Origin of the sequence: Pseudoalteromonas sp. SW0106-04 (genome assembly GCF_001293805.1) — a bacterium.
Classification (GTDB): Bacteria; Pseudomonadota; Gammaproteobacteria; order Enterobacterales; family Alteromonadaceae; genus Pseudoalteromonas; species Pseudoalteromonas ruthenica.
On sequence record NZ_BCAI01000009.1, the window covers coordinates 1 to 20977 of the forward strand.

General features: G+C 48.9%; 18 protein-coding genes and 1 pseudogene. 10 read left to right on the forward strand and 9 right to left on the reverse strand.

What is annotated here, in order from left to right:
- Window positions 1-1572: 1572 nt before the first annotated feature.
- Both W04_RS11110 and W04_RS11115 read left to right on the forward strand, forming a co-directional pair.
- Window positions 1573-1722, forward strand: a pseudogene (locus W04_RS11110) (transposase); the annotation flags it as partial.
- Between the two features lie 254 nt (window positions 1723-1976).
- Window positions 1977-2462: an acyltransferase gene (locus W04_RS11115; RefSeq protein WP_306341152.1), complete on the forward strand. Its 486-nt coding sequence runs from the start codon at window positions 1977-1979 to the stop codon at window positions 2460-2462.
- A 7-nt stretch (window positions 2463-2469) separates the two neighbouring features.
- Here W04_RS11115 and W04_RS11120 read toward each other — a convergent pair whose 3' ends face one another.
- The gene (locus tag W04_RS11120; protein ID WP_053910889.1) at window positions 2470-2739 is read right to left on the reverse strand and encodes a hypothetical protein; all 270 of its coding nucleotides are present in this window, start codon (window positions 2737-2739) and stop codon (window positions 2470-2472) included.
- A gap of 63 nt (window positions 2740-2802) precedes the next feature.
- Window positions 2803-4119 carry an AarF/ABC1/UbiB kinase family protein gene (locus W04_RS11125; protein WP_053910985.1) on the reverse strand — a complete coding sequence of 439 codons (1317 nt, stop codon included), beginning with the start codon at window positions 4117-4119 and terminating at the stop codon, window positions 2803-2805.
- A 247-nt stretch (window positions 4120-4366) separates the two neighbouring features.
- Between W04_RS11125 and W04_RS11130 the strand changes: the two genes are divergently transcribed.
- The 4 genes from W04_RS11130 to W04_RS11145 all read left to right on the forward strand — a co-directional run bounded on the left by W04_RS11130 (window position 4367) and on the right by W04_RS11145 (window position 8119).
- Window positions 4367-4855 carry a helix-turn-helix domain-containing protein gene (locus W04_RS11130; RefSeq protein ID WP_053910890.1) on the forward strand — a complete coding sequence of 163 codons (489 nt, stop codon included), beginning with the start codon at window positions 4367-4369 and terminating at the stop codon, window positions 4853-4855.
- 54 nt (window positions 4856-4909) lie between these two features.
- Complete coding sequence (locus W04_RS11135) at window positions 4910-5326, forward strand: hypothetical protein (protein WP_053910891.1); 417 nt, start codon at window positions 4910-4912, stop codon at window positions 5324-5326.
- A 153-nt stretch (window positions 5327-5479) separates the two neighbouring features.
- Window positions 5480-6514 carry a CNNM domain-containing protein gene (locus W04_RS11140; RefSeq protein WP_053910892.1) on the forward strand — a complete coding sequence of 345 codons (1035 nt, stop codon included), beginning with the start codon at window positions 5480-5482 and terminating at the stop codon, window positions 6512-6514.
- 93 nt (window positions 6515-6607) lie between these two features.
- On the forward strand, window positions 6608-8119 hold the full coding sequence (locus W04_RS11145; RefSeq protein WP_053910893.1) for a leucyl aminopeptidase: 1512 nt from the start codon (window positions 6608-6610) through the stop codon (window positions 8117-8119).
- Between the two features lie 104 nt (window positions 8120-8223).
- Here the strand turns inward: W04_RS11145 and W04_RS11150 are convergent, their stop codons facing one another.
- Window positions 8224-9744, reverse strand: a complete 1521-nt coding sequence (locus tag W04_RS11150) for an aldehyde dehydrogenase family protein (RefSeq protein ID WP_053910894.1) — start codon at window positions 9742-9744, stop codon at window positions 8224-8226.
- Between the two features lie 138 nt (window positions 9745-9882).
- Here W04_RS11150 and W04_RS11155 point away from each other — a divergent pair, with 138 nt between their 5' ends.
- Window positions 9883-10785, forward strand: a complete 903-nt coding sequence (locus W04_RS11155; protein WP_053910895.1) for an AraC family transcriptional regulator — start codon at window positions 9883-9885, stop codon at window positions 10783-10785.
- 49 nt (window positions 10786-10834) lie between these two features.
- Here W04_RS11155 and azu read toward each other — a convergent pair whose 3' ends face one another.
- The 6 genes from azu to W04_RS11185 all read right to left on the reverse strand — a co-directional run bounded on the left by azu (window position 10835) and on the right by W04_RS11185 (window position 18083).
- Window positions 10835-11275: an azurin gene (gene azu / locus W04_RS11160; RefSeq protein WP_022943820.1), complete on the reverse strand. Its 441-nt coding sequence runs from the start codon at window positions 11273-11275 to the stop codon at window positions 10835-10837.
- Between the two features lie 192 nt (window positions 11276-11467).
- Window positions 11468-12637, reverse strand: coding sequence for a 2-methylaconitate cis-trans isomerase PrpF (gene prpF, locus W04_RS11165; RefSeq protein ID WP_053910896.1), 1170 nt, complete (start codon window positions 12635-12637; stop codon window positions 11468-11470).
- A gap of 43 nt (window positions 12638-12680) precedes the next feature.
- Window positions 12681-15269, reverse strand: a complete 2589-nt coding sequence (acnD, locus tag W04_RS11170; RefSeq protein WP_045978415.1) for a Fe/S-dependent 2-methylisocitrate dehydratase AcnD — start codon at window positions 15267-15269, stop codon at window positions 12681-12683.
- 57 nt (window positions 15270-15326) lie between these two features.
- Entirely contained in the window at window positions 15327-16451 is a 1125-nt protein-coding gene (gene prpC / locus W04_RS11175) for a 2-methylcitrate synthase (protein WP_053910897.1), read from the reverse strand.
- Between the two features lie 42 nt (window positions 16452-16493).
- Window positions 16494-17372: a methylisocitrate lyase gene (prpB, locus tag W04_RS11180; protein ID WP_053910898.1), complete on the reverse strand. Its 879-nt coding sequence runs from the start codon at window positions 17370-17372 to the stop codon at window positions 16494-16496.
- A gap of 24 nt (window positions 17373-17396) precedes the next feature.
- Window positions 17397-18083, reverse strand: a complete 687-nt coding sequence (locus W04_RS11185; protein ID WP_022945943.1) for a GntR family transcriptional regulator — start codon at window positions 18081-18083, stop codon at window positions 17397-17399.
- A 229-nt stretch (window positions 18084-18312) separates the two neighbouring features.
- On the opposite strand from W04_RS11185, the gene rsmF reads away from it, so the two are divergent.
- The 3 genes from rsmF (at window position 18313) to W04_RS19240 (ending at window position 20743) form a co-directional block, all read left to right on the forward strand.
- On the forward strand, window positions 18313-19755 hold the full coding sequence (gene rsmF, locus W04_RS11190; protein ID WP_053910899.1) for a 16S rRNA (cytosine(1407)-C(5))-methyltransferase RsmF: 1443 nt from the start codon (window positions 18313-18315) through the stop codon (window positions 19753-19755).
- Between the two features lie 527 nt (window positions 19756-20282).
- Window positions 20283-20447 (forward strand): hypothetical protein, encoded by a 165-nt coding sequence (locus tag W04_RS18885; RefSeq protein WP_157576419.1) that lies wholly within the window; start codon window positions 20283-20285, stop codon window positions 20445-20447.
- 77 nt (window positions 20448-20524) lie between these two features.
- Window positions 20525-20743 (forward strand): polysaccharide deacetylase family protein, encoded by a 219-nt coding sequence (locus W04_RS19240; RefSeq protein ID WP_373432704.1) that lies wholly within the window; start codon window positions 20525-20527, stop codon window positions 20741-20743.
- The last annotated feature ends 234 nt before the right edge of the window (window positions 20744-20977 follow it).

The following is a 20977-nucleotide window of genomic DNA, read 5'->3' on the forward strand; positions in this document are numbered from 1 at the left end:
CTCCTTACCCTATCAATAACTTACCCTTTTTTGATCCTGTAATGCTTAAATTACGGTAGTAATTCAGTAGTAAAATAAATTTCTAAAAATGGCATAAAATCCAATTTTAGTTGATAACTATTTCTAATGTGTAAGTCATCATGCACATCATCGCATGCTGTTGGTTATGATCATAGGCCTAGCGCTAGGCACTAACTTTACTTGGTGGCTTGGCCTGCCAGTTTCCGCTTTGGGTTTATTCTTTTTGGACGCAGATTCCGCAAGATAGCGAGCACGGCAAGAGGGTTTTTCTGGTTCGTCGGACTGGTTTGAGGTGGATTAGTATTGTTGCACTCAATCTTACATTAACAGCTATTCCGATATTGCCAACAAACACAGCGCCTCAAGTTTTGGTGGTTTTTCAACACGTTATGCTGGCGGCATAGTGGGTTAAATTTAACTGGGATAGAGCAGGTTATCTTTATTAAATCCTTTAAATACATATAGTTAGAGTTAAGTTTACTTGCGGACAATATTTGAGCGATGTATAATTCTCACAACAACAAAAAGCCCGAGCATTAGCTCAGGCTTCAGTGTTGGAGGTTTTGACCGTAAAGCCAAGACATCCTATGTAGTTTAAGCGCTCAAAGGATAACATCGCGGCTCTTTATTGGTCAATTATATTTAACCATTAACCTGTGAGGTTCAGATGAAGCTAATCATCGTAATGAATCGAAAAACAGTTGGGGTTATATGTGCTACTTGCATCACTATAGCCTCTCTGTATCTCGGTCAGCCAATCTCTATTTTTTGAGGACTAATAAGGGGCGCTCGCCCCTTATTTCAGTTTGGAAGCTTTTCTGTGACGGCTCCTATTGATCGGCAGTTGACTCATGCGCTTTTATAGCGGATTCGAGGCGCTTCTTGGTGCGGGGGTTGGTGATCAATACAACTCCCGGTCTTTTGCCTGTTATAGCCGAATAGTACAAAGCTTGCGCCAGTGCTTAGGCCCACTTTTGCCCCAGTCGTATTCAATGGCGAGCGTGTCAGGCAGTCTACTCGCGTCCGGTCCGGTAAAACACGCTCTATCTCACCAAATCAATGCGCTTGCACGTAGTCCGTCTAGCGTTTGGGACTGCCAGGCTGTGCTCCGCCACCGTTATCGGCGTCAAAAAGGGTCGGTACAGACGGACTGTTGCCACCGCCAGCCGCATAAAATACTTATAGCGCTATCGCAACCGTCATCAATTTTAACAAGGGGTTAGCTTTCCGTTTCACCTTTATACCCTTTCAGTTCCACATACACTGACAACGCCTTACTCAGCGCCTCACCCTGATTATTTATATCAGGAACATTGCACTTTGTAAGCGCCATGCTGTTTTATCATCTTCAGTTAGCATCGGCGATACTTGCTTACAATCAGGTTCTTCTTACACATTTTTGCGGTAGTTCTGCACTGCTTTTTTAACCTGTTTTTGCCGCTCTTCAGCACCCAATTCACCTATTTCTGTATCGTTTGATAATGTCCACTTCCCCTAAGCTGAGACAGACATAATTAGAGTTTTCTGTAATGCTTAATGCGGGAGACGACTATGAAAAAATCACGCGATACAGAATCTCAGATCATCGCAGAATTACAAGAAGTCGACGCGGGTAAGAAGGTTGAGGAAGTGTGCCGTCAACACGGTATCAGTAGTGCAATCTATTACAACTGGAAGTCCAAATACGGTGGAATGGAGGCCTATTGTCCACTTCCCTTAAACTGGGCTCAGAAACAATATAAACCGCTTAATCCCAGTACCTGTTCACCAGTTTTCACTTAGTCTAAGGGCTATGTTGGTATGTGTGTTGAGCTGGAGATAGCAGGAGTATAGCCGAACTCGTAAAATTGACTATACCAATAGTTAAAATTGGCACATAGCAGCACTGATGATAAGTTTGATCTAATCGGTTGTGAGCTGACGTTAGTTCACACAAGCCCGCTTTGTACGTGGCTATGTTCATCATCTCTATGATAAAGGCCTTTATGCTGTCACTTCGTCAATATGTAAAAAGAACAAATGGCGTGCCCATGGGGGCAACGCACTCATTGAGGAATATGCTTTATCGCGCCTTTGGAGCAGGCTCGTTCGCAACCTTTTGGCATTACTGGAACCCCATCTGGGGCTATTACTTGTCGCGTTATATTATGCGCCCTCTTAATATCTACTTACCTAAGGCGTTAGCTGTGTGGATTACGTTTTTGTTCAGTGGTGCGCTGCATGATTTAGCGGTCTCCCTGATCAAATGGCAGCTAATTGTGTTTTTCACTCCATGGTTTGGCTTGATGGGTGCACTGGCATTAGTATCAACCCCCAAGAGGCTCTCCTATACAGAAGCCCCCTGGTTGGTTCGAGCAACGACAAATGCTCTTTTGCTAGGCGTATCGCTCATGGTTACTTTTGCTCTGGAAAACCTACTCGCTCATCATTGGATAGTCTAACGTCGAATTACCTTGAGCCTACAGCCTCTCTAATCACCTTTCGCCGAGTGGCGCTTATCCTGCCAATACTGGTATAGGTTATAGGTAATGCCCAAAAAGCAAATGGCGCTAATGAGCCCTGCGGGGCCAAACACCAGTAGTAAATTTGCTTGATAGCCAACGACCGCCAATACGCGCAGATGCCGCCAATGATCAACTCGATGATGAGTGTTTCCCAATCAGTACTAAAGGTGCGATTGATCGTTTTTGCGGCGTAATGGTTTACTTTAAAACCCATTCGTTCTTCCTTGCAATAATGTCATTCCCTTGGCCCTATTACAGCAAAATTTGCAGCTAAAGCCTACCGTGTCTTACCATTGAAGTTAGCCAAAATATCGCTGACATTGACCTTCGCCTGCAACTTAGCTGCAATTAAGAATAGCCCAGCGAGTTTGCGGTGAATAAACAGTGCATCCACAGGGGGGCTGTGCCATTGCTGTTCGCGACTGCTCATCGTCAAGCCTTTTTGCTTGATTCTCGCAGCCAAATCACTGCTGGCAAAGTCGTACTCACCGTCTGCCGTTAGCGGTTCACAGGCCAAAGCAAAAATATCGAGCACGTTATGCTCATAGCCTTTATCCACATCATCACTAAAATAACCGATATCACGGGCCGCTTGTGCCATGACACCGCGATCGCCTGTTATGGCGCCCTGAATAAGCTGCCAATATCCCCGGCTAATGGGCTCACTAATAGCGCGGGTCGCACCAAAATCGAGCAGTACAATACGACCGGTGTCGCGCTGATACAAGTAATTGGCAAAGTTGGGGTCGGTTTGCATTAAGCGAAAGTCAAAGAGCTCATGCATAAACAGGGTGAGTAAATGCATCACTAAACGATTGCGCTCTTCTTGCGTACAGGTAAGCGCCTGTTCAATGGCCTCGCCCTCAACGAATTCCATGGCTAAAATCTGCGCAGTGCACAGCTCGCTCTGCGCTTTTGGCACCACAAAGTGTGCACTTGGCCCCAGCTTTTCTTGGTACTGATTCATGTAATGGGCCTCTAGGGTGTAGTCCGCTTCATTAAGCAGCTGAGCTTTCGCCTCGGCAATTAGCTCGTCAATGTCCAACCCTTTTGGTAGTAAACCAGTGAGCTTAAGCAATCTCACGACATTATCCACATCGCTTTCAATGCTTTTGGCGACCCCAGGGTATTGCACTTTCACGGCTAACTTTGTGCCGCTATCAGTGTATGCACGGTGAACCTGTCCGATGGATGCCGCAGCGAAAGGACGCAGCTCAAAATTAGCCAAACCGTCTAGCCAATGTGCTCCCCATTGCTGCTTTAAGGTTTGGGTCAGCTGCTTATGTGGCATGGGTGTGGCTTTGTTACGCAACCGCGACAATAGCGCACTGAGCTCTGGACTTAATAGCTCGCCGGCGTCCATCGACAATAACTGACCGAGTTTCATCGCCGCACCACGCAAATGCGCTAACTGCTGCGCCAATTGTTCAATATTTTTACTGTTTAACACTAACTCTTTGGTGCTTTTATTTTGCCCTGTGACCATGGATTTTAAGCCGCCATAGGCAACATTGCTGGCTACTCTCCCAGCCAATGAACCAAACCGTAAGGCTCGGGAGAACTTGGAAGTGGGCACTGCTTTATCTTTACTCATTTGCGCGTTAATTGTGATCCTAAAACTATGACTTAGTACGAAAAAAGCCGAAAAAACGATCGAGCAACCCGTATGTTTACCGCCAAGTTGCATTTGTTTAAATTGCATGCAAGGCTTGTTAAAGCCACTAACAACAGGCGCTGGCGCTTGAGTGTCGTAAAAGTGTCGGGTAGATAACATCGCTAACGTACAGTAGGAGCGGGTCACTTGCTAATTTTAAGGCTCAGTCAGCAAGGAGACCACAACAATGAAAATGAACGTCAATACTACAGAAATTAAAAACCAACGAGATAAACGTTGCCTATCACAAGAGCAGCTTGCCGAGATAGCCGGATTGAGCTTACGCACAGTACAAAGAATAGAAGCCAAAGGCGTGGCCTCAGGGGAGTCCATTAAAAGCATTGCTGCCGCTCTTGATTTAGATTGCCAGCAATTACTGGCTGCGCAACCGACAACGCGCAATACCGAGGCACCTGTGCCACCATCACAGCCTATACCTCCTCAACCTTTACCTGCACCGCAACACCTGCGCGTAAAATACTTGATTGGGCTGCTGGCAGTGATTGCGGCAAATTGTTTTGGTTTTTGGGGGATATACTCCGCTTTTCAAAGTGGCAGCATTGACCAACAGACCATGACCCTACTTAAGGATACCGTTGCTGTCTCTTTATTAGTATCTATTGCGGTTATTTGTTATCGCGGTTGGCGCAATCAGGTGTTTAAATTCGACTTATAAGTTCATGCCCTGCACTCCTTGCTAACTGATTCAATTAACAAAAAGGAGAGCACCATGTTCAACGATAAATTAGTAATAAAATCTGTAATACTGGCTTTTTTAGCATATCTGCTGGTTACTGCAATCGCCAGTGCCGTAGCAATCCAAGTTTGGCTGCCAGAAGGAGTGGATATGGCTCAGGCGCAAAGCTTAGCAAGCCAAGATATGAGTTTAACTGCACTGACCTTAACCTTTGGCGCCAGTGCATGCATATTGACGGGGATGTTGGTGACCTACATGACTAAAAGCCAAGGTTTACGCAATGCCCTGGCCTTGGCAATGCTCATCACACTGTATGGTTTGCTAAGCGTATTCACACACCTTGAGCAGCCGCTGATGGTTCATTTTGCCAAATTAGCGCTGCCCACACTTGCAGTAATAACCGGGGCATATTGGGTTATTCATAGCACCCAAGCCAAGCTGGCAGGCTAATCCCAAACGCGGGCTGAACATAAGTTTTAGCCCGCGTTATTTTGATTGCTATATTGTCATAAGGTCGCGCTTGATCTATTGTTTTTGACCTCAATATACATGCTTTGCGTATAGCATTTTTCAACTAACTAAGAAGGATTGCCCAGAGCAACCATGATATTACTTATCACTTTCGCGGTGCTATCTATCGCCGTGTCGTTTATTTGTTCTGTTCTTGAAGCAGCATTGCTATCCATCACCCCCAGCTTTATCGCCAAGCAAAAGCTTGAACATCCACAGCGCTACACCCAACTCAAGCGCTTAAAAGATCGCATCGACCAACCTTTGGCTGCCATTCTTACCTTAAACACGGTAGCCCACACCGTCGGCGCTGCGGGTGTCGGTGCGCAAGTCACCGTGGTGTTTGGGAATGGTTACTTAGGCATTGCCTCAGCGGTGATGACCATTCTTATTTTATTGCTCTCGGAGATCATCCCGAAAACCCTCGGTGCGCGGTTCTGGCCGCAAATTGCGGTGGCCATGCCTCCACTGCTCAACTTTTTAATATGGGTACTCAAACCATTTATTTGGATATCAGACAGAATCACTCGACTGCTCGGCGGCAGCGCCACTGAGGAAGATTTGCGCGTCGAGTTAAAAGCCTTGGCATCACTGGGAGCAGAAATAAATAGTATTGATGACAGTGAGCACCGCGCTATCGCCAACATTCTAGACCTTCATACCATCAAGGTGCGCGATATTATGACGCCGCGCATTGTATGTGAAACGCTCAAACCCGATGCCCATCTTAGTGAGGTGCGTGAAAAAGTAATCAAGAGCCAGTTTTCTCGCTTCCCACTGCTTGATGACGATGAAGCCCCACATGGGGTGTTGTTTAAAAGTGATTTAATTGCCACCGGCGACAAAGAATACGCTATCGAACTGGCGCGTAAGGCTAAAGTGGTTGCCAATAACATCAGCGTGGAACACTTGTTAAGCCAGTTAATTGAAGAGCAGCAACACATGTGCTTGGTGTATGATGAATACGGCTCATGGCAAGGTTTAATCACCTTAGAGGACATCATAGAAACCATTATTGGCCAAGCTATTTTGGATGAAACCGACCAAATTGCTAACATGCGCCGTTTCGCGCGCCGACGCTGGTTGCAGCGCAAGAAGCATGAGCGCCGCTCACAATCAGGGCGTTAGTCGGCAGAAACCCGCGATTGAACGACAAACTGTTATCAAATGCACTGAAATAAGGTAAAAAGGCAGCGATTTAACGTATTAAAGGGAAAGTCTATGTCGTACCTTAAACTCAGTGCATTGTCGTTAGCCATGGTTGCAGCCAGCAGCCATGGAGCCGATATCCAATTCCAGAACGAATTAGCAAGTAACGGCACTTTGGTGTTGCTGCAAGAGCAAGACCAACCACTCAATACCTCAGTATTATCACCACAAGCGCAACAACAATTACAAAAAGCACTCAAAACCGCCCAGTTTAACGGCGAGTATAATAAGCATGTACAGCTTCTAGCCCCTGTAGACTCAAACTATGAACGCGTCGTTGTCGTCGGCCTTGGCGCTCAGGATGAGCTTGATGCAGCGCGTACCGCCAAACTCGGTGGCAACGTGCATGGCCTGCTTGAGGGCATGAAGGTAACGACGGCAAACATCGATTTTGCCACTATCAATGGGCAGCTATCTAATACCGAATTAGCGGCTCAATTTGCCCATGGCGTTAACCTACGCGACCACAGCTTCGACACTTATAAACAAAGCGATGCAGCAAAGACGACGCTAAGCTATCACTTTGATGTTGCTGATCAAGCGCGCGCTGAGCAGGCATATCAAGCCTTAAGTCATATCGAGCAAGGTGTATTTTTAGCCCGTGACCTCACCTCCGAGGTGCCGAGCGCCTTAACCCCTGTAGAGTTTGCACAAGCAGCCCAGCAACTACGCGAGCTCGGTGTTAAAGTCGAGGTATTGGGGCCTGAGCAGATTAAAGCTCTCGGCATGGGGGCGTTGGAAGGCGTTGGCCGAGGTAGCAAAGACGGTGCTCGACTGGTGGTTGCACATTACCAAGGCAGCGATGACGCACCCATTGCTTTGGTTGGTAAAGGCATTACCTTTGATTCGGGCGGCTATAGCATTAAAACCGGCGCTTCAATCGCGCGGATGAAATCCGACATGGCCGGTGCTGCGGCGGTGCTAGGTACCGTGAAAGCCATGGCGCTGAGCAAAGCCGACGTTAATGTCGTTGCCGTAATGGGCATGGCCGCCAACATGGTGTCTGAAACCGCCATAGCGCCGGGAGACATCCTGCGCACCGCTGAAGGCTTAAGTGTCGAGGTACTCAATACCGATGCCGAGGGCCGGTTAGTGCTCAGCGATGCCATGTGGTATGCGCGCAGCCAGTTTAAGCCGCAGATTATGGTGGATGTAGCCACACTCACTGGCTCAAAAGTACGCGCCGTAGGCAATCGCTATAGCGCAATTTTCTCTGATGACGAGCAATTAGTCAGCGAATTAACGGCAGCAGGCAAAGCGGTGAACGAGCAAGTATGGCGCTTACCTTTAGGCTATAAAGACAAGTTAAAGTCAGACATTGCTGATATTCAAAACATCGGCTCAGGAGGCCCGGGAGCAACCACGGCGGCTTCATTCTTACAACACTTTGCTGGAGACACTCGCTGGGTTCACCTCGATATTGCCGGTAATGCGTTAGCGAGCAAGGCTGACGGTGAAGTGAATGTAGGCGGCACCGGCTACGGGGTCAGGCTACTAAGCGAATGGTTACTCAAAACCAAATAAGGTGCACTGATAGCGCACTATGAGTCAGTTATGGGCAGGGGTTACCTGCCCTTTTTTGTTGTCTTGCCAAGGAAATATATCAAGACGTTATGGGTGATGGTGAGTTAGAAAAACCCTAAGGCATTATCACTGTAGCTAACCAGTAGGTTTTTGGTTTGCTGATAGTGCTCAAGCATCATCTTATGCGTTTCGCGGCCAACACCCGATTTTTTATAACCGCCAAACGCGGCATGGGCAGGATAATGATGATAACAATTGGTCCACACCCGACCCGCTTCAATGGCTCGGCCAACCCGATAGGCACGATTCATATCCCGCGTCCAAAGCCCTGCGCCCAACCCAAATTCGGTATCGTTGGCAATGGCAATCGCTTCTTGTTCGTCCTTAAAGGTAGTGACACTGACCACAGGACCAAAGATTTCCTCGCGGAACACCCGCATTTGATTGTGCCCTTTGAGTAAGGTCGGCTGAATATAAAAACCATTATTAAGCTCATTGTCGAAGCGTTCGGCGTCACCGCCGATAAGCACTTCGGCACCTTCCTCTTTGCCGATGCTAAAGTAACTCATGATTTTATCGAATTGCTGCTGTGAAGCTTGAGCGCCAACCATGGTGTCGGTATCGAGCGGATTACCGCGTTTAATTTGCTTGGTGCGGGCAATCACCCGGGCGATAAATTCGTCGTACATACTCTCTTGTACTAATAACCGCGATGGACAAGTACACACTTCCCCTTGATTGAAAAAAGCCAGCACAGCGCCTTCAACGCACTTATCGATAAATTCATCACTTTGGTTCAATACATCGGCAAAATAGACATTGGGAGATTTACCGCCTAACTCCACCGTGGAGGGAATGATATTCTCGGCGGCACACTTAAGAATATGCGCTCCCACCGGGGTCGAGCCAGTAAAGGCAATTTTTGCAATGCGCGTGCTGCTGGCCAATGCCTGACCCGCTTCGGCGCCATAGCCATTGACCACATTAAGTACCCCCGCAGGCAAAATATCGCCAATGAGTTCGATAAATTTCAAAATGGATACTGGGGTTTGCTCCGCCGGTTTGAGCACCACACTGTTCCCTGCCGCCAGTGCCGGTGCTAGTTTCCACGCCGCCATCAACAACGGAAAATTCCAGGGAATAATTTGCCCAACCACCCCTAAAGGCTCGTAAAAATGATAGGCCACGGTATGCTCATCTAAATCACCAATACTGCCCTCTTGAGCGCGAATACAGCCGGCAAAATAACGAAAGTGATCGGCCACCAGGGGAATATCGGCATTCAGCGTCTCGCGCACTGCTTTACCGTTATCCCAGGTTTCAGCAACGGCCAGCTGCTCGCTGTGCTCTTGCACCCGCTGAGCAATCGCCAGCAATAAGTTGCTGCGCTCTGTCACCGATGTTTTGCCCCATGATTGCTGTGCTTGGTGCGCCGCATCCAAGGCCAGTTCAATGTCTTTTGCACACGATTGCGGGATTTTACAAATAACCTCCCCAGTCACCGGTGTGGTGTTATCAAAATACCGACCTTGCACCGGGCTTACCCACTTGCCACCAATGTAGTTCTCATATTGCGGCTTAAAATCAACCACCGCACCGGGAGTATTAGGATTTGCGTATATCATCGTTATTGTCCTTGTTGTTGCATCACTGCAAAACTACACAACTTTGCCCGTGAAGCGGTTGTCTTTACATCCAAAGCGCTTGACTAAATGTCCATTTTTTAGCCATGCTAGAGCAAGCACAAAGCAAAGGAATTAAACATGTTATATGGCAACCCCAGCGCTTTCGACAGCGTCCACACTCTTATTGACCATCGCAGTGTCGTGAATGCGCCTGGCATTCAATTGTGCATGTATGAAACCTTTGAGCGCTGTGAACAAGTCCCCTTTCGCACCGATGAGTTGATGTTTTGTGCCATGGTCGAGGGTAAAAAGGTAATGCATCACCAAAGCTTACAGCAGGCGCGGGATTTCACCCCAGGGCAAAGCTTTGTTATCGCCGCCGATGAGCAGGTGCACATCGACTTTCCATTAGCGACCCTAGAGCGTCCAACCCGTTGCCTGACCCTTGAAGTCGACGCCGAGCGCATCGCCAATGTGGCCGAGCAAATGTCACTAAGCGCCCAGTGCAGCTATCATGAGCAGCAACCTGCAACCTTGCAGCTTACCCATAGCACCACCACCGAGGCCATCTACCAGCGCTTGGCCGGGGCATTTACAGAAAATAAAAGCGATAGAGCCTTACTGATTGAGCTGGCAACCACCGAGCTAATTGTGCGGCTACTGCGCGAACAAGATCATCACGCATTATTGCGCTGCGCTTTACACGACCCGCAGGCAACCGCTCTTCATCAAGTCTTAAGCCACATTGAGCAGCATATTGCCGCCCCACCCGATGTGGATACCCTTGCTCGTCTCGCCTGTATGAGCCGCAGCAAATTCTTTAGTGAGTTTCGCCGCCATTTGGGCATGAGTCCCCATGCTTACATTCTTAAGCGCCGTTTAGAACATGCAGGTTTAATGCTAGAGCGCTCTAAAGCAGTCACCGAAACTTGCTTTGCCTGTGGATTCAATAGTATTAGTCATTTCAGCCGCAGCTTTAAGCGGTACTACGGGCAAGCGCCGAGTGCTTATATTGCACAAAATAACAAGCGCGAAAGGTAAAGGCGGGGAAAACATAGAAAAGCCGAGCAGGTGCTCGGCTTGTTCGGCGTTAGATAAGCTTGAAAGTGCCTTTCATTAACGCTGAGTGACCCGGGAACGAGCAGAAAAACATATACTCGCCGTCAGCACTCATATCTTTGGTAGAAAATTCCACCGTGGTTTGCTCACCGCCGCCAATGATGTCGGTAGCAGCAATAATGCGCTCATCACCTGCAGGCAGGTAGTTGTTATCTAAGCCCGCGCCCATACCGGCACTGGCTACAGCCTGCATGTCACCTTTAGTGGTTAGCACCCAGTTATGACCCATTGATTTCTTAGGGATCTTACCTGTGTGCTTAAGCGTGACTTTAACTGTTTCACAGCTTTTAGGGACTTCCATTGATTTTTTATTGAATTGCATTGCGTCGTTACCTTCGATGGTAAATTCGCAATTGGCAAAGGTCATTGACGAAAAGAACAAAGCCGCAATGGCAGTGAGAGATTTAAACATACCTTTCTCCGTAATGTTAATAGCTATCATTCAGATTATTAAATAAAACCCAAAAAAGCAACAGAATTAGCCATAATCGCTTGATAGCAAAGCTTTATTGACTATTTTTCAGTACGGCAGTTACGGTAGCAGAGATCAGCTCTGGGTACAAAAAAACCGAGCAACCCTCAAGGTGCTCGGTTTAGTTGAGTGTCACGATTGCGGTTCAGGAACGTAAACCCAGCCTGCCATCAGTCGTCGCGCGCTGCGGCTCATGCTGACGCTGTGCACGTCACAATCTTGGGATTGCATCGTCACCTTCGCTCCCACCTGCAAAGTCCCTGAGGGGTGTCCGAAGGTCACGCCGTTTCGCGTTTGCCCACCGGCGGCAATATTCACTAAGGTGCCGGGTATCGCAGCGGCAGTAGCAATGGCTACGGCGGCGGTGCCCATCATCGCATGGTGTAATTTGCCCATTGATAAAGCGCGTACTTGCACATCAATGTCATCGCCATTGATTGCTTTACCGCTGGAAGCGGTATAATCGCTCGGCGGTGCCACCATAGCAATTTTCGGTGTATGCTGACGCGCTTGCGCCTCGTCAATATCCTTGATAAGCCCCATTTTTAAGGCGCCATAGGCACGGATACGCTCAAAACGAGCCAGCGCCTCAGGGTCGCCATTAATGTGTTCTTGCAATTCATTACCACGATAGCCCAGCGCCTCGGCATTAACGAAAATGGTGGGGATCCCAGCATTGATAAAGCTGGCTTTAAGCTCCCCTTCGCCCGGCACCGCTAGACTATCCACTGCGTTACCCGTTGGCAGCACTGCGCCCTCACCCACCGGCGAGATAAAATCAATTTTGACCTCTGCGGCGGGAAAAGTAACGCCATCGAGCTCAAAATCACCCAACTCTTGCACTAACCCGTCTTGCATGGGTACATGGGCAACAATGGTTTTTTCAATATTGGCCTGCCAAATACGCACCTCGGCGATGCCGTTTTCAGGAATTCGGTGGTTATCGACTAGGCCATTATTGATGGCAAACGCGCCCACCGCTGCGGTTAAATTGCCGCAATTACCGCTCCAATCGATGAATGCTTTATCTATGGCCACTTGACCAAACAAATAGTCAACATCGTGCTCGGCTTGCGTGCTTTTTGAAAGGATCACCGTTTTACTGGTGCTGGATGTCGCCCCACCCATGCCATCGGTGTGTTTGCCATAGGGGTCGGGACTGCCGATAACACGGAGCAACAAGGCATCACGATAAGGTCCGGGTTGTTGCGCTGGCTCAGGTAAATCATCGAGAGCGAAAAACACCCCTTTGCTGGTACCGCCGCGCATGTATGTGGCCGGTATTTTTATTTGTTGTGACATTTATCTACCTCAGTCAAGGTGGGCCGTAGCCCACCTGTTGTTGCTAGGTGGTGGCCTCGAGGAAATCCTTCGCAAAGCGCTGCAATACCCCGCCGGCGCTGTAAATCGACAGCTCTTCCTGGGTATCGAGACGGCATTTGCTGGTGATAGTGAGCTCGTCGCCGTTGGCACGGGTAATACGCACTTCAAGACTGGCTCCCGGTGCTGGCTCACCCACCACACTGTAGGTTTCGCTGCCATCAAGGGCCAAGGTCTTGCGATTTTCACCGGCACTGAACTCCAGCGGCAACACACCCATACCAATCAGGTTGGTACGGTGAATGCGCTCAAAGCCTTCGGCTAAGATCACTTCCACACCCGCTAAGCGTACACCTTTGGCGGCCCAGTCTCGTGATGAGCCCTGACCATAATCAGCACCGGCAACGATAATCAGCGGCTGTTTGCGCTGCATGTAGGTTTCTATTGCTTCCCACATACGCATGACTTCGCCTTGCGGCTCTAAACGCGTCAGTGAGCCCTCTTGCACTTCCCCGTCTACCACGGCCATTTCATTGCGTAGTCTTGGGTTAGCAAAGGTCGCCCGCTGAGCGGTTAGGTGGTCACCACGGTGCGTGGCATAAGAGTTAAAGTCTTCCTCGGGCACCCCCATCGACGCTAAATATTCCCCTGCCGCACTGCTGGCGAGGATGGCGTTTGATGGCGACAGGTGATCGGTGGTGATGTTATCCCCTAATACCGCTAAAGGGCGCAGATCCGTGAGTGTACGCTCTGCTGCCAACGCGCCTTCCCAGTAAGGCGGACGACGAATGTAGGTGCTTTTTTCTCGCCACTGATAGAGCGGGTCGTTTTTCTCGCCATAGTCGACACTTAAATCGAACATCGGCTCATAGACCTGACGGAAATGCTCCGGCTTGACGCTTTTGGCAATCACCGCATCGATTTCTTCATCGCTTGGCCATAGGTCTTTTAAGGTAATGGCATTGCCATCGCTATCGTGACCTAAAATATCCTTTTCAATATCAAAGCGAATGGTACCGGCAATGGCGTAGGCGACCACCAAAGGCGGTGATGCTAAAAACGCTTGCTTAGCGTAGGGATGAATACGACCATCAAAGTTACGATTCCCTGAGAGCACCGCTGTGGCGTACAGATCTCGCTCCACCACTTCTTTTTGAATTTGCGGGTCGAGTGCGCCACTCATACCGTTACAGGATGTACAGGCAAAACCAACCACACCAAAACCTAACTGCTCCAACTCCGGCAGTAGATTGGCTTCTTCAAGATAGAGTTTTACCGCTTTAGAGCCCGGCGCCAGTGAGGTTTTCACCCAAGGCTTACGCATTAAGCCGTGTTTGTTGGCATTACGCGCCAACAAGCCGGCGGCTATCACATTACGTGGGTTTGAGGTATTGGTACAACTAGTGATGGCGGCAATGATCACCGCTCCATCGGGCATTAACCCAGGCTGTTGCTCAACTTCTTTGGCTATGCCTCGTGCTTGCAAATCGGCGGTCGCAAGGCGAGCATGAGGGTTTGATGGCCCAGCTAAGTTGCGACCCACGGCACTTAAATCAAAACGCAATACCCGCTCATACTGAGCTTGGGTCATCGCATCTGCCCACAGGCCTGTGTGTTTCGCGTACTGCTCAACTAACTGTACCTGCTCGTCATCACGACCGGTGAGTTTAAGGTAATCAATGGTTTGCTCATCGATATAGAACATTGCCGCCGTGGCACCATATTCTGGTGTCATGTTGGAAATAGTGGCGCGATCGCCCAAAGTAAGGTGGCTTGCACCCTCGCCGAAAAACTCTAAGTAGCTTGAAACAACACGCTGCTGACGTAAAAACTCGGTTAGCGCCAGAACAATATCGGTTGCGGTAATGCCCGGTTGGGGCTTACCGGTTAGCTCCACACCCACAATATCAGGCAAGCGCATATAAGAAGCTCGCCCGAGCATCACGCTTTCGGCTTCTAGGCCGCCAACGCCCACGGCAATAACGCCTAACGCGTCCACATGCGGGGTATGGCTATCGGTGCCCACTAGGGTATCTGGAAAGGCAACCCCATCACGGGCTTGGATCACCGGCGACATCTTCTCCAGGTTAATCTGGTGCATAATGCCGTTGCCCGGAGGGATCACATCGACGTTTTTGAACGCTGTTTTGGTCCAGTTAATAAAGTGGAAGCGATCTTCGTTGCGACGGTCTTCAATGGCGCGGTTTTTCTCAAAGGCATCCTCTTCAAACCCTGCATGTTCCACCGCCAGTGAATGGTCAACGATCAGCTGGGTTGGCACCACAGGGTTAACCTTGGCCGGATCGCCGCCTTTCGCGGCGATAGCGTCACGCAAACCGGCTAAATCCACCAGCGCGGTTTGCCCCAAAATATCGTGACACACCACCCGAGCTGGGTACCAAGGAAAATCCAAATCGCGTTTACGGTAAATAAGTTGCTCTAAGCTTGCGGTTAACTGCGCTGGTTCGCAGCGGCGCACAAGGTTCTCAGCCAGAACTTTAGAGGTGTAAGGGAGCTTGGCATAAGCCCCCGGCTCAATGGCATCCACCGCCTCTTGGGTATCGTAGTAAATCAGATCCGAGTTGGGCAGCGGCTTACGGTATAAAGAATTCATAATTCGCTCTACATTGCAGAAAAAGGCAGCCCAAGGGCTGCCATAAAGAAACGGTGCTTAGCGCTCGCTCATCGCGGGCACGGGACGAGAATCCGGGCCAGTGTATTCGGCGCTTGGACGGATAATACGGTTATTGGCACGCTGCTCTTTAACATGAGCAGTCCAGCCAGTAACGCGACTCATCACGAAAATAGGCGTGAATAGCTTAGTAGGGATGCCCATAAAGTGATACGCCGAAGCATGGAAGAAATCGGCATTACAGAACAGCTTTTTCTCGCGCCACATTACTTCTTCACAGCGCACCGACACGGGGTAAAGCACATCATCGCCCACCTCTTTCGCCAAGCGCTCTGAGTATTTCTTGATGATCACATTGCGAGGGTCACTCTCACGATAAATGGCGTGGCCAAAGCCCATGATTTTGTCTTTTCGTGCCAACATGCCCATTAACTCTTGCTCGGCGTGTTCGGCGTCTTTAAAACCTTCAATCATATCCATCGCCGCTTCATTGGCACCGCCATGCAGTGGACCACGCAATGAGCCAATGGCGCCGGTTACGCATGAATGAATGTCTGACAAGGTTGAAGCACACACACGAGCGGTAAAGGTTGAGGCGTTAAATTCATGCTCAGCATAAAGGATCAACGACACATTCATTACGTCGGCAAACAGTTGTGATGGCGCTTTGTCATGTAACAGATGTAAGAAGTGCGCCCCCACAGTGTCATCATCGGTTTCTACGTCAATACGCACACCGTCATGGGTAAAGCGATACCAATAACAGATAATGCTTGGGAAAATAGCCACCATGCGGTCGATAGCATCATCAGCATTGGCAAAATCACTTTCGGTTTCTAGGTTACCAAGCATAGAACAGCCGGTACGCATCACGTCCATCGGGTGTGCATCTTTAGGGATGGTCTCTAACACGCTTTTCAGTGGTTGCGGTAGGCCCCGTAGCGACTTTAGTTTGGCTTTGTATTCAACCAGCTGGCCTTGGTTTGGCAACTCGCCGCGCGATAATAAATACGCCACTTCTTCAAATTGCACCTTGTCAGCCAGCTCACTGATATCGTAACCACGATAGGTCAGCCCTGAGCCACTTTTACCTACTGTACACAACGCCGTTTCGCCGGCCACTTGTCCGCGCAAGCCTGCGCCACCTAATGCTTTATCTACCATTTTCTTGCTCCTGAATTTTTTCCTGTTGAAACTGTCAATGCGTTACTTGTTTTTGCCTTCGGCAAACAAGGCGTCGAGCTTTTTCTCGTATTCGTGATAGCCCAAATAATCGTACAGATCCATGCGTGTTTGCATCTCATCTAGTACCGCTTTTTGGTCGCCATTTTCAAGAATTGATTTATACACATTCTCCGCCGCTTTATTCATGGCACGGAACGCCGACAGCGGGTAAAGCACCATATCCACGCCCCACTCGCCTAGCTCTTTGCGATTCCAAAGCTCGGTTTTACCAAACTCGGTAATATTGGCGAGAATCGGCACATCAAGGGCCTCAGCAAAGGCGCGATAGTGCTCCTCGGTTTGCACCGCTTCTGCGAATATGCCATCGGCACCGGCGGCCACATAGGCTTTTGCCCGTTCAATGGCGGCCTCTAGACCTTCTTGAGCAAACGAGTCGGTGCGCGCCATAATGAAAAAGTCAGGGTCGGTGCGCGCATCAACGGCGGCTTTAATGCGATCAACCATCTCGTCAACTGAGACGATTTCTTTATTCGGGCGGTGACCACAGCGCTTTTGCGCCACCTGATCTTCCATATGCACCGCTGCGGCCCCGGCTTTTTCCATATCGCGAATAGTTTTAGCGATATTGAATGCGCCGCCCCAACCGGTATCGATATCGACCAACAGAGGTAAGTCACAGGCCGAAGTAATACGTTGCACATCGGCAATTACGTCGTTCAATGAGGTCATGCCCAAATCGGGCAACCCATAAGAGGCGTTGGCTACGCCACCACCTGAGAGGTAAATTGCCTGATGACCCAGTTGTTTGGCCATAATGGCGCAGTAAGCATTGATGGTGCCCACTACTTGCAACGGCTTGTTTGCCGCCAATGCTTGTCTAAATTTCTTTCCTGCGGACATGGGGTTCTCCTGTTAGATGCGCGGTTACCCTGAGTGGGCCGCGTTAAACTTATTTTCAATATTATTCATGGAGTAGCTGATATGACGTTTCATCAGCAACTCGGCAAGCTCACCATCGCGATTGTCAATGGCATTAATAATGGCAAGGTGTTCGTCGAAGGCTTTGGATACCCGTGGCCCTGTCATTCCCATTTGCACCCGATACATGCGGATCAACTGATATAGGTCGTTGTATAACAAGTTGAATAAATGCTCGTTTTTAGAGCCTTTAATAATGCGATAATGGAAATCCAAGTCACCCGCCTCTTGGTAATAGGATTCACCTTCTTTAACACGTTGCTCGTTAAGGTGTTTATTCAATAAGCCTTTCAGCGAGGCAATTTCTTCATCAGCCATGTTTTCGGCGGCAAGGCGACAGGCTAGCCCCTCGAGTGCGGCGCGTACCTGATACACTTCAATTAACCGCTCCGGCGTAAGCGCCACCACGCGACAACCGACGTTGGCTTTGCGCTCGACCAGATTACAGGCCTCTAGGCGATTAAGAGCATCGCGCAGGGTGGCACGTGACACCCCAAAGCGTTTGGCCAGCTCGGGCTCGGATATTTTTGAGCCCTGCTCAATATCGCCCTCGACAATAGCGCGGCGCAGATCAACAAACACTTGATCGGCAGCAGTAGTAATAGGTTGATGTGAATGCAGCTGTTCGCTCACGGCTTTTCTCGAAATTGTCGACAATCTAGGCCTGTACTATGGGATCGATGCCGGTAATTGTCAATAACCTCTACCTCTAATTGTCGACATAAACACAGTTTATAGCGTTATACACACTGTAAACTCGCTTTATTACATAAAAGTGTCGACAGCTTAAAAAGCAAAGCAATGCCAAAGCGGATGCGATAAACTATAGCTCACCGTCACAGCCGCTGTAGTTAAAATCGCGATGGATAAGCATACTTATATTCCCGATGCCTTTTTGGACGACGTTGCGTCCTACCTCCCCGAACACTTGCAATTACAAGACTTCGTTGCTGCCTGCCAGCGCCCGCTGAAACGTGCGGTACGGGTGAATACATTAAAAATGTCGGTGGCAGCATTTCGCGATTATTGCGCCGACAAACAGTGGCACATTACTGCTATTCCATGGTGCCCTGAGGGATTTTGGCTCACTCGCCCGCAAGAGGAAGAACAGGCATTGCCCATTGGCCGCACCGACATTCACTTAAGCGGCTGTATTTATGTGCAAGAGGCCAGCTCCATGTTGCCGCCGATGGCCCTAGCCGATGCCCTTGAAGGCGCTGAAACGGTGCTCGATATGGCAGCGGCACCAGGCAGTAAAACCTCGCAGCTAGTGGCGCTATTAGATAACCAAGGCTTGCTGGTGGCCAACGAACTGTCATCATCACGGCTAAAAGCACTCAGTGCCACACTCAAACGAGTGGGCGCTCGCAATGTTGGCTTATCGCACTTTGATGGTGCCGTTTTTGGCGATTATATGCAGGAAAGCTTTGATGCCATTTTGCTCGATGCACCATGCTCCGGTGAAGGCACCGTGCGCAAAGACCCAGACGCATTAAAGAACTGGTCACTGCAATCCAATATTGATATTAGCGACGTGCAAAAAACGCTGATCAAAAGCGCATTTCATGCTTTAAAACCCGGCGGTACACTAGTTTATTCTACCTGTACACTGACCCCGGTAGAAAATCATGCGGTATGCGAGTATTTGCTCGCCCAATTTCCAGGGCTTATCGAGATTGACCCCTTGCATGGGCTGTTCCCTGATGCCAATGAAGCTTGCACTGAGCAAGGCTATTTACATGTGTGGCCACAGCTTTTCGATAGTGAAGGCTTCTTTATCGCCCGCTTTAAAAAATTGGGCAGTCAAAGCAGCTGTACGCCGAAAACCAAGAAAGGTCGCTTCCCTTTTACGGCAATGGAGAAAAAGGCCCAACAGCAACTGCAGCAATATGTGCAGCAACAATTTGCCATGGATAAATTAGCTGGCCGACTGATGCAACGCGATAAGGAAGTATGGTTGTTCCCCGACATCGACGATGAGCAATTATTTACAGCCATTAAATACTCGCGCATTGGTATTCAGATAGGCACCACCCACAGAAATGGGGTGCGGCTAGAGCATGAGTTCGCAACCTGTTTAGGCCAGTATGCAACGCGCAATACCATGGCGCTAAACCCACAGCAAGCTCAGCAGTACTTTCACGGTCAGGATATCCGCTTAGATGAGCCGAGCAAGCACAAAGGTGAGGTGATCCTCACGCTTAACGGCGCGCCCGTAGGCTTAGGTAAATGGCAAGGGCAGAAAATTAAGAATGCGCTGGCCCGCGATTTAGTGATGGATGGGCAGTTAATAACTTGGGTATAACTTGGTAATAAACGGTTAAGAAACACTGACCAGTTTTTTACAAGTATTTACAGGGTTTAGTTAATAAGTTGTTTTTTATAGTAATTTAATACTAGGTTTTTATTTCCATTTTCGCCCGGCGTTAGCTACAATTATAAGAACTTTCGCTTCTCCCGAATGAATGTGTAAAGTTTATTAGTTAGCGCACGGCTCATCATGAGCCATTCCCCTAGGCCCAGGACAATGCGGATTCGTCCTGGGCATTTTTTCGCCTCCTGCTTCTTTAAAAGCCAATTTTAACACATTGAAAGTTAAAGAAATTCTAATTAACCTTCGGTTGATTGGGCATTTCTAGCTGCCCTTGGCATTCTACTCCTTGTCTGAGCAATAATACGGTGTGCCTATCTCCCAACAAGGCGCTGCGAACATGAAATTTTTGCTTTACCCTTTTCCTCTAGCCGTGCTCACTCTCCTTTAATATAGTGGCATAAGGTTCTGATAGGGAGTGAGTTATTATGGTTTTGCGAGGAGTTTTGTTGGTAACTACTATGCTGAGTACTGCACTGGGAATGAGTGACGCAAAAGCAAAAGCCCAAGTTCAACCAAACGGTCTTTATAGCGGGTTTAGCTACCTCAATGGGAAGCCCAATGCCATTAGTCTAAGTTTTGATGATGGTCGCCACTCTCAAGTTGATATGGCATGGCCATTTTAGACAAATACCAAGTAAAAGCGACTTTCTATGCCTAACCTGAGCCCATTGCTGAGCGCTTAGCGCAGTGGCAAACGGCAATTAACAATGGCCATGAATTAGGCAATCACACAAGCCACCATTTATGCTCAGGTAACTTTGAATGGCTGCGTAAAAAAGGCCTGTCTCTAGAGCAGACCACCCTAGTCTGGTTAGAAAACGACATTAAAGAGGCTAACCACTCTTTTAAGAAACATTTAGGTGTGAACCCTCGCGCGTTTGCCTATCCCTGTGGTCATACTTTTGTTGGCCGGGGGTAGTCAGTTATGACCATGTCCTCAGCCAGCTCAGATAGTTATATTGTCTTATCGCTCGCACTAATGCTGCGAGCATGCGTACACCTTAGTCAAGGCGTTGCCAATCACTTAAAGTTAAACGTCACTTTACCTGCTAACGCCACGGCATTGTTGAGCACAATACTCATATCTCCCTGCACCACTGTTTCACCATTTTCAAAGCGCATCACTTGTGCTTTAGTCTCTGGTTGACCATCT